Annotated in this window: 9 protein-coding genes; 7 read left to right on the top strand and 2 right to left on the bottom strand. The window is 73.7% G+C overall.

What is annotated here, in order from left to right; all coding sequences use genetic code 11:
- Together ONA70_RS16630 and ONA70_RS16625 are read right to left on the bottom strand one after the other, a co-directional pair.
- On the bottom strand, positions 1–1,226 hold a 1,226-nt coding region (locus ONA70_RS16630), incomplete at its 3' end, for an NAD(P)/FAD-dependent oxidoreductase (RefSeq protein WP_265007349.1).
- Positions 1,223–3,382, bottom strand: a complete 2,160-nt coding sequence (locus ONA70_RS16625; protein WP_265007348.1) for a molybdopterin oxidoreductase family protein — start codon at positions 3,380–3,382, stop codon at positions 1,223–1,225. The genes ONA70_RS16630 and ONA70_RS16625, both read right to left, overlap by 4 nt.
- Positions 3,383–3,528: 146 nt before the next feature.
- Between ONA70_RS16625 and ONA70_RS16620 the strand changes: the two genes are divergently transcribed.
- The 7 genes from ONA70_RS16620 to glmM all read left to right on the top strand — a co-directional run bounded on the left by ONA70_RS16620 (position 3,529) and on the right by glmM (position 8,940).
- Complete coding sequence (locus ONA70_RS16620) at positions 3,529–4,224, top strand: class I SAM-dependent methyltransferase (protein WP_265007347.1); 696 nt, start codon at positions 3,529–3,531, stop codon at positions 4,222–4,224.
- Positions 4,225–4,305: 81 nt separating this feature from the next.
- Positions 4,306–4,566, top strand: coding sequence for a DUF6364 family protein (locus ONA70_RS16615; RefSeq protein ID WP_265007346.1), 261 nt, complete (start codon positions 4,306–4,308; stop codon positions 4,564–4,566).
- On the top strand, positions 4,544–4,849 hold the full coding sequence (locus ONA70_RS16610; protein ID WP_265007345.1) for a hypothetical protein: 306 nt from the start codon (positions 4,544–4,546) through the stop codon (positions 4,847–4,849). The genes ONA70_RS16615 and ONA70_RS16610 overlap by 23 nt, the downstream gene beginning before the upstream one ends.
- A gap of 123 nt (positions 4,850–4,972) precedes the next feature.
- Positions 4,973–6,343, top strand: a complete 1,371-nt coding sequence (locus ONA70_RS16605) for a nitrate/nitrite transporter (RefSeq protein WP_265007344.1) — start codon at positions 4,973–4,975, stop codon at positions 6,341–6,343.
- A 195-nt stretch (positions 6,344–6,538) separates the two neighbouring features.
- Complete coding sequence (gene rplM / locus ONA70_RS16600) at positions 6,539–6,982, top strand: 50S ribosomal protein L13 (protein ID WP_148793545.1); 444 nt, start codon at positions 6,539–6,541, stop codon at positions 6,980–6,982.
- A 20-nt stretch (positions 6,983–7,002) separates the two neighbouring features.
- A complete protein-coding gene (rpsI, locus tag ONA70_RS16595) occupies positions 7,003–7,467 on the top strand; it encodes a 30S ribosomal protein S9 (protein ID WP_265007343.1) in 465 nt (154 codons plus the stop codon).
- Positions 7,468–7,584: 117 nt separating this feature from the next.
- Positions 7,585–8,940, top strand: a complete 1,356-nt coding sequence (gene glmM, locus ONA70_RS16590) for a phosphoglucosamine mutase (RefSeq protein ID WP_265007342.1) — start codon at positions 7,585–7,587, stop codon at positions 8,938–8,940.
- Positions 8,941–8,949: the final 9 nt, after the last annotated feature.

The following is an 8,949-nucleotide window of genomic DNA, read 5'->3' as shown; positions in this document are numbered from 1 at the left end:
CCGCCGAACGCCCGCCCGAGCAGCAGCGAGCGGCGGTCCGCCGGCACCGGGGCACCCCGGTCGAAGAGCTGCACCACCGTGCCGACCGCCGGGTTGTCGCCGAGCAGGATCGCGCCGGTCAGCCGCTCGTCGCGGATCCGCAGCCGGGCGTACGTGCCCCGGGCCGGGTCGGCGAAGGTCAGCTCCTCGACCGGCCCGCCGTCGCCGGTGCCGTCGGCCGGGGTCGCGCCGGTCGCGTCGCCCATCGCGGCCAGGTCGATGCCGGCCGCCTTGAGCCGGGTCACCACCGGGCGGGGCCGGTACCGGATCAGCCGGTCCGCCCCGGCCAGCACCTCGGCCACCACCCGGGCCTGTGCCCAGGCCGGCGCGACCAGCCCGGTCAGCACCCCGTCGTGCTGGGCACAGTCGCCGATCGCGGAGATTCGCCGGTCGCTGGTCCGCATCCGGTCGTCCACCACCACGCCCCGCTCGACGGCCAGCCCGGCGTCGGCGGCCAGCCCGGTGTCGGGGCGTACGCCGCAGGAGAGCACCAGCAGGTCGGCGGTGAGCGCGCGGCCGTCGGCGAGGTCGAGGCGGACCCGGTCGCCGCCGGCGGCCACCGCGGTGGCCGAGACCGCCAGTTCGGTACGCACCCCCAGCCCGGCGAGGGTGCCGGCGAGCACCTCGCCGGCGGTCGGGTCGAGCTGTCGTTCCATCAACCACGGCAACGGATGCACCACGGTCACGGCCAGCCCTCGGGCGGCGAGCCCGCGGGCCGCCTCCAGCCCGAGCAGCCCGCCACCCAGCACCAGGACGCTGCGCGCGCCCCGGGCGGCGGCGAGGATGCGCCGGCAGTCGTCCAGGGTGCGGAACGGGACCACCCGCGCGGGCAGCGGGTCGAGGCCGGGCAGCGGCGGCACCACCGCCCGGCTGCCGGTGGCGAGGACCAGGTGGTCGTAGCCGAGCCGGTCGCCGTCGGCGGTGCGTACCTCCTGGGCGGCGCGGTCGATCGCGGTCACCGCCACCCCGGTCCGCACGTCCACGCCCTGCCCGGCGACCTCGGTGAGCTCCACGTCCGGCTCGTCGATCTTTCCGGCGAGCAAAGTGGAGAGCATGATCCGGTTGTACGCCCGGTACGGCTCCGCCCCGAGGACGGTGACCTTCCGGTCCCCGCCCCGGGTGTGCAGTTCGGCGGCGACCCGCGCGCCCGCCATGCCATAGCCGACGACGACGATTCGCTCGCTCATGCCTTCTCCACCCGGACCGCGCAGATCTTGAATTCCGGCATCCCGGAGACCGGGTCGACGGCGTCGTTGGTGACCGAGTTGGCCCGGGCCGCGCCCGGCCAGTGGAACGGTGCGAAGACGGTGTCCGGCCGGATCGCCGGGGTGAGCCGGGCCGGCGCCCGCAACTCGCCCCGGCGGGAGACCACCCGCACCTCGTCCCCGTCGGCCACCCCCAGCTGGTCGGCCAGGTCGGGGTGCAGCTCGACGAAGCCGCCGGGTGCGGACCGGCGCAGCGCGGCGACCCGCCGGGTCTGCGCGCCGGACTGGTACTGGGCGAGCACCCGACCGGTGGTGAAGTGCAGCGGGTACTCGGCGCAGACCGGCTCGGCGGCCGGGCGGTGGCGCACCGCGTGGAACCGGGCCCGCCCGTCCGGGGTGGGGAACCGGTCGGCGAAGAGCCGAGGGGTGTCCGGCCCGTCCGGGTCCGGGCAGGGCCAGAAGACGCCGGTGTCGGCGTCGATCCGCTCCCAGGTCACCCCGGCGTAGTCCGCCGGTCCGCCGGCCGAGGCCTTGCGCAGCTCCTCGAACACCGCCCGCGGATCGGTCGGGAACGCCTCCTCAGGTGTTAGGAGGGGGCCCTTCTTATGCGAAATGCGATAACAAGGGGCCCCTCCTTTCAAGCGGGCGGCGAGGGCGGCGAGCACCTGCAGGTCCGTGCGGACCTCGGGTGGCGGCTCGCGCAGCGCCCGGCGGCGCAGCACCCGACCCTCCAGGTTGGTCATCGTGCCGTCCTCCTCCGCCCACTGCGCCACCGGCAGCACCACGTCGGCCAGCGCGGCCGTCTCGGAGAGCAGGAAGTCGGCCACCACCAGCAGGTCCAGGTCGCGCAGCCGGGACTCCACCCGGGCCGCGCGGGGCGCGGACACCACCGGGTTGGAGCCGAAGACCAGCAGCGCCCGGGGGCCGGTCGCGGTGCCGAGCGAGTCCAGCAGGGCGTACGCGGGCACGCCCGGCCCGGGCAGGTCGTCGGGGGCCACACCCCAGACCCCGGCCACGTGCGCGCGGGCCGCCGGGTCGTCGATCCGCCGGTAGCCGGGGAGCTGGTCGGCCTTCTGCCCGTGCTCCCGGCCGCCCTGCCCGTTGCCCTGGCCGGTGAGGCAGCCGTACCCGGAGCCGGGGCGGCCGGGCAGGCCGAGGGCGAGCGCCAGGTTGATGAAGGCGGTGACCGTGTCCACGCCCTTGGCGTGCTGCTCCGCACCCCGGGCGGTGAGGATGATCGCCCGGTCCACGGTGGCCAGTGCGCGGGCGGTCGCCTCCAGGTCGGCCACCGGCACCCCGGAGAGGCGTTCCACCTCGGCCGGCCAGTATCCGGCCACGGTCCGCCGTACCTCGTCGAAGCCGGTGGTCCGCTCCGCCACGTACGCCCGGTCGAGCCAGCCCTCGGTGAGCGCGATGTGCAGCAGCGCGTTGGCCACCGCCAGGTCGGTGCCGGGCAACGGTTGCAGGTGGCGGGAGGCGTGCCGGGCGGTGGCGGTGAGCCGGGGGTCGACCACGATCAGCCGGCCGCCCCGCTCGCGCTGATCGGTCAGGTGTCGCAGCAGCGGCGGCATGGTCTCGGCCGGGTTGGCGCCGACCAGCAGGAGGGTGTCCGCCCGGCCGAGGTCGGTGAGGGGGAAGGGGAGCCCCCGGTCGACCCCGAAGGCGCGCAGTCCGGCCGCCGCCGCCGAGGACATGCACCAGCGTCCGTTGTAGTCGATGTGCCGGGTGCCCAGCGCCACCCGGGCGAACTTGCCGAGCGCGTACGCCTTCTCGTTGGTCAGCCCGCCACCGCCGAAGACGGCGACCGCGTCCGGCCCGTGCCGGTCCTGGACCGCGCGGAGGCCGGCGGCCACCCGGTCGAGGGCCTCGTCCCAGCTCGCCGGGCGCAGCTCGCCACCGGGCCGGTCCCGCAGCAGCGGGGTGGTCAGCCGGTCCGGATGGTCGAGCAGCTCGGCCGCGGTCCAGCCCTTCTGGCAGAGGCCGCCCCGGTTGGTGGGGAACTGCCGGGGCGTCACCTCGATCCGCCGCCCGGTCTCGCGCAGCACCATCCCGCACTGCAGGGCGCAGTACGGGCAGTGCGTGGCCGCCTCCCGGGGTCGGTCCCCTGGCGGCGTCGCGACCCGCGCACCCTCTGTCATGCCCGAGAAGCGTGCCGTCGGGCGGTTTCCGGTCCGGGTCCCTTCTGTTTCGGTCCTGTCAAGAGCGGCTCACACCGCACGGGAGTGACGGACCGGTCCGCAGGGTTTAGAATGTGAGACAAAAATCCTGAATATTGGGAGACGCGATGAGTGTGGCGGACGCGTTCGACGCGGTGGCGGGCAGCTACGACGCGGCCCGGCGACGGCTGGTGCCCTGCTTCGACGCCTTCTACGGCACCGCGGTCGAGGTGGCCGCGCCGCCGCTGCGGGCGGCCCTCGCCGCCGGGCGTACCCCAGAGGTGCTGGACCTGGGCGCGGGCACCGGCCTGCTCTCCCTCCTGCTCGCCGCGACGGTCCCCGGGATCCGGCTGACCCTGGTCGACGCCGCGCCCGGCATGCTCGCGGTGGCCACCGGTCACCTGGCCGCCCGGGGCGTACCGCACCGGACGGTGCTGGCCGACCTCGGCGACCCGCTGCCCGTCGGCCGGTACGACGCGGTGGTCTCCGCGCTGGCCATCCACCACCTGGATGACGACGGCAAGCGGGCGCTCTACCGGCGGGCGGTCGAGGTGCTGGTGCCCGGCGGCGTGTTCGTCAACGCCGAGCAGGTGGCCGGTCCGACCCCGGCGCTGGACCGGCGCTACGACGAGGTGTGGACCGCGCGGATCACCGCGCTCGGCTCGGACGCCGAGGAGATCGCCGCGGCCCGGGAGCGGATGCGGCACGACCGCCCCGCGTCGGTGGCCGCCCAGTGCGGGTGGCTCGCCGACGCCGGCCTGGTCGACGTGGACTGCTTCTTCAAGGAGTGGCGCTTCGCGGTCTTCGGGGGCCGCCGCCCCTGACCGTCGGCCCGGGATGTCCGGTTCGCCGGCCGGTGAGCGGGTGGATGACTGGCGGTCATACCAGCGGGTAATCTCTCTGGCATGACCGCCAAGGTGACATTGTCGTTCTCCGACGAGACGATCGAGGAGGCGCGCCGGTTCGCCAAGCGGGAAGGGCTCTCCCTCTCCGCTTGGATGGACCAGGCCGCCCGGGAGAAGGCGCTGCGCGAGGTCTTCACCGCGCACGCCGCCGCCGTCGGTCGCGCCGGCCTCGACCTGGAGTCCGCGGCCCTGGCCGACGCCCAGGAGGCCGCGATGGTCGACGACGCCCTCTTCGGCGGTGGACGCCCGCGTGCTGCATAGGGGAGAGGTCTGGCGCATCTCGGGTGCCCGGGAACGCCTCGGTCTGGTGATCAGCTCCGACGTCTACAACTCCACCGACGTGCCGATCGTGATCGTGGCCGAGGTGGTCGAGGAGTCACTGCTGCGGGACTCACCCCTCGCCGTGCCGATGGGCGGGTACGTGGTGATGCCCGACCGGATCTCCTCGCCGATGAAGAAGTGGTTCACCGAGTGCGTGGACGTGGCCGACACCGAGACCATGCAGCGGGTGGGCTGGGCGCTGCGCATCCTCCAGGAGCTCTGACCGGCTCACCGCCGAACCGCGACGGACGTGCGATCTCCGTTTCCGGAACGACGCCGGACGGGCACGGCCGGGAAACCGCCCCTTCCTAGCGTCCCCCTCGTCGCCGACGAGGAGGAGTCGCCCGTGAGCACGCTCGCTTCCCCCACGACCCTGGCCCCGGCCGCTGCCGGCCGCCGGCCGATCACCGACTGGCGCCCGGAGGACCCCGAGTTCTGGGCGACGACCGGGGCCCCGGTCGCGCGCCGCAACCTGTACGTCTCGATCTTCGCCGAGCACGTGGGCTTCTCCGTGTGGAGCCTCTGGTCGGTGATGGTGCTCTTCCTCGGCCCGGAGTACGGCATCGATCCGGCCGGAAAGTTCCTGCTCACCGCCGTGCCGGCCGCGCTGGGGGCGGTGCTGCGGCTGCCGTACACCCTGGCGGTGGCCCGGTTCGGCGGGCGGAACTGGACGGTGGTCAGCGCGCTGCTGCTGCTGGTGCCGGCGGTGCCGATGGCGCTGCTGATCGAGCCCGGGGTGTCGTACGCCACCCTGATGGTGCTGGCCTGCCTGACCGGGGTCGGCGGCGGCAACTTCGCCTCCTCGATGGCGAACATCAACCTGTTCTTCCCGGAGCGGCTCAAGGGCCGGGCGCTCGGCCTGAACGCCGGCGGCGGGAACCTCGGGGTGCCGGCGGTGCAGTTGGTCGGGCTGGCCGTGCTGGCCACCGCCGGGGCCGCGTACCCCCGGCTGGTGCCTGCGGTCTACCTGCCGTTGATCGTGCTCGCGGCGCTCGTCGCGGCGCGCCGGCTGGACAACGTCCCCGGGGCGCGCAACGAGCCGGGCGCGCTGCGCGCTTCGGCCCGCGACCCGCACACCTGGGTGATGTCCCTGCTCTACCTGGGCACCTTCGGCTCGTTCATCGGCTTCGGCTTCGCCTTCGGCCAGGTGCTCCAGCTCCAGTTCCACGACCGGTTCCCCACCCCGGTCGACGCCGCCTGGCTGACCTTCCTCGGGCCGCTGACCGGCTCGCTGATCCGGCCGCTGGGCGGCCAGCTCGCCGACCGGCTCGGCGGGGCCCTGGTGACCTTCTGGAACTTCGTCGCGATGGCCGCCGGCGCCGGGCTGGTGCTGTATGCCGCCCGGGACCGCTCCTTCCCGCTCTACCTGGCCGGCTTCCTGGCGCTCTTCGTCTTCTCCGGGATCGGCAACGGGTCGACGTACAAGATGATCCCGGCGATCTTCCGGGCCCGGGCGGCGGCCGAGGCGGACCTGACCGGGGACCGGGAGGCGGCCGAGCGGCGGGCGCGGCGGCTCTCCGGGGCCCTGATCGGCATCGCCGGGGCGGTCGGCGCGTCGGGCGGGGTGCTGGTGAACGTGGCCTTCCGGCAGTCCTTCCTCGCCTCCGGCCACGCGGACGCCGCCTACCTGGCCTTCATCGGCTGGTACGCGCTCTGTTTCGCGGTGACCTGGGTGGTGTACCTGCGGCCGGGCCGGCGTAAGCTGACCGGCGTGTGACCTCTGCCATGGGTGAATGCGCAGGCCACGCGGGGCGGTACCCCGTTTTGACCTGCCGCCGGGCGGCCGGGTATCGTTGCCTGCTGTTGTACGACATTCTTTTAAGGCGTGCCGCATCAGGTACGCTTGGTCGTTCGTGCGCGCCTGGTGACCTCGGCGCGCGACCCCAGACCGACGACGAGACAAGGTAGACCTGTGCGTACGTACAGCCCGAAGCCGGGTGAGATCGAGCGTCAGTGGCACGTCATCGACGCCTCTGATGTCGTGCTGGGCCGCCTCGCGACCCACGCCGCCACGCTGCTGCGTGGCAAGCACAAGCCGACTTTCGCGCCGCACGTCGACACGGGCGACTTCGTCGTCATCGTGAACGCGGGCAAGGTCGCGCTGACCGGCAACAAGCGCCAGCAGAAGATCGCCTACCGCCACTCCGGTTACCCGGGTGGTCTGAAGCAGGTCGGCTACGAGGAGCTGCTCAGCAAGCGTCCCGAGCGGGCCATCGAGCTGGCCGTGAAGGGGATGCTCCCGCACAACAAGCTCGGCCGTCAGCTGATCAAGAAGCTGAAGGTCTACGCCGGTGCCGAGCACCCGCACGGCGCGCAGCAGCCGGTGCCGTTCGAGATCAAGCAGATCGCGCAGTGAGCGCGGGCGAAGGAATCAGCATGACCGACATCACCGCCACCGAGGTTGCCCCTGAGGCCACCGAGGCGCCGGCGCCCGTCGCCCGCGCGCCTCGTGGCGACCGCCTGATCCAGACCGTGGGTCGGCGCAAGGAGGCCATCGTCCGGGTCCGCATCGTCCCGGGCAGCGGCAAGATCACCTGTAACGGCCGCGACCTCGAGGCCTACTTCCCGAGCAAGGTGCACCAGCAGCTGATCAAGGATCCGCTGGTCACCGCCGAGAAGCCCGAGGCCTTCGACGTGATCGCCAACCTGCGTGGCGGCGGCACCACCGGTCAGGCCGGCGCGCTCCGGCTGGCCATCGCCCGGGCGCTGATCGTCAGCGAGCCGGACGACCGTCCGGCCCTGAAGAAGGCCGGCTTCCTGACCCGGGACGCCCGGGTCAAGGAGAGCAAGAAGTACGGCCTCAAGAAGGCCCGTAAGGCTCCTCAGTACTCGAAGCGCTGATCACCAGCAGCGCCTTGTACTTCTGACGGACGGCCGGTCCGCCTCCCCTCGCGGGAGGTGGCCCGGCCGTTCCGCGTTTCTCCTTCTTCACGGCAGTTCCATCGGAGGTTGGCGGGTATGGCCCGGTTGTTCGGCACGGACGGCGTACGCGGGCGGGCGAACGCGGATCTGACTCCGGAGTTGGCGCTCGCGGTGGCGGTGGCCGCCGCCCACACGCTCGCCGAGACGGACAAGAGCCATCCGCCGCTCGCCGTGGTCGGCCGGGACACCCGGGCCAGCGGCGAGATGCTGGAGGCCGCCGTGGTGGCTGGGCTCACCAGCGCCGGCGCCAACGTCGTACGGGTCGGCGTGCTGCCCACCCCGGCGGTGGCGTTCCTCACCGCGGAGGCCAAGGCCGACCTGGGTGTGATGCTCTCCGCCTCGCACAACCCCATGCCGGACAACGGCATCAAGCTCTTCGCCGCGGGCGGGCACAAGCTGCCGGACGAGATCGAGATGCGGATCGAGGCGGCCGTCGAGGCGAACGCCGCCACCGCCTGGGAGCGGCCGACCGGCGCCGGCGTCGGCCGGGTGCACGACCTGCTCGACGGCGCCGACCACTACGTCCAGCACCTGGTCGGCACCGTGCCGCACCGGCTGGACGGGATCAAGGTCGTGGTCGACTGCGCCAACGGCGCGGCTGCCGAGGTCGCGCCGGCCGCGTACCAGGAGGCCGGCGCCGAGGTCATCGCGATCCACGCGGAGCCGGACGGCCTCAACATCAACGACGAGTGCGGCTCGAACCACATCGAAGCGCTGCGCGCCGCCGTGGTCGAGCACGGCGCCCACCTCGGCATCGCGCACGACGGCGACGCCGACCGCTGCGTGGCGGTGACCGCCGACGGCGACGAGGTCGACGGCGACCAGGTGATGGCGATCCTGGCCCTGGCCATGCGGGAGGCCGGTGAGCTGACCCAGGACACCCTGGTCGCCACCGTGATGAGCAACCTCGGCCTGCGCCTGGCCATGTCCGCGCAGGGCATCCGGCTGGTCGAGACCAAGGTCGGCGACCGGTACGTGCTGGAGGAGCTGCGCGCCTCCGGCCTCGCCCTCGGCGGCGAGCAGAGCGGGCACATCGTCATGCCCGCGTACGCCACCACCGGCGACGGGGTGCTCACCGCGCTGCACCTGATGTCCCGGATGGCCGCCACGGGCAAGTCCCTGGCCGAACTGGCCGCCGTGGTCACCAAGCTGCCCCAGGTGCTGATCAACGTCCCGGTCGGCGACCGGACCGTGGGCGCCGCCGCCCCGGCCGTCCGCGCCGAGGTGGAGCGGGCCGAGTCCGAGCTGGGCGAGAGCGGCCGGGTGCTGCTGCGCCCGTCCGGGACCGAGCCGCTGGTCCGGGTCATGGTCGAGGCCGCCACCGAGGCCACCGCCCGGTCGGTTGCCGAACGCATCGCGGCGTACGTCCGCACCGCCAGCCCGGTGGCCTGACCCACCCCT

It is taken from the genome of Micromonospora yasonensis (genome assembly GCF_026013475.1).
GTDB lineage: Bacteria > Actinomycetota > Actinomycetes > Mycobacteriales > Micromonosporaceae > Micromonospora > Micromonospora yasonensis.
The sequence above is the reverse complement of the archived record's forward strand: the minus strand, read 5'-3'. Positions and strand labels throughout refer to the sequence as shown.